General features: G+C 51.7%; 1 pseudogene. It reads left to right on the top strand.

Annotation, left to right across the window (positions count from 1 at the left end):
- Positions 1–32: 32 nt before the first annotated feature.
- Positions 33–323 (top strand): annotated as a pseudogene (locus RCF13_RS03005) (hypothetical protein); the annotation flags it as partial.

The raw sequence follows: 323 nt of genomic DNA, 5'->3' as shown, positions 1-323 counted from the left end.
GTGATGTAGCGTTTCCAAAAGGAACGGGATGCATGCATAAGGACCCGCCAAGATCGAAGGTGTTCTACCGCCCTATCGAAGCTGCAATGCGATGGGCAAATCTTCTTCGCCACGAGCAGGCGATCTTATCTGCAATATCATCGTTTCAATGCCTGCCAGCAACGCTAGACTTTCCGCGCTGGGAAGAGCTGAAGCTATGTAATGACAGGATATACGATGCCGTCTACAACGGCGATCTTCCCTATGGGCGTGACGGCATCACTCTCAATGAAGAGGCTCTCTTCAGCTCCGGTGAGTTGACTGTTCGCCATGTCGATCTCAAG

The organism is Stenotrophomonas maltophilia group sp. RNC7 (genome assembly GCF_030910085.1).
Classification (GTDB): Bacteria; Pseudomonadota; Gammaproteobacteria; order Xanthomonadales; family Xanthomonadaceae; genus Stenotrophomonas; species Stenotrophomonas sepilia.
The sequence above is the reverse complement of the archived record's forward strand: the minus strand, read 5'-3'. Positions and strand labels throughout refer to the sequence as shown.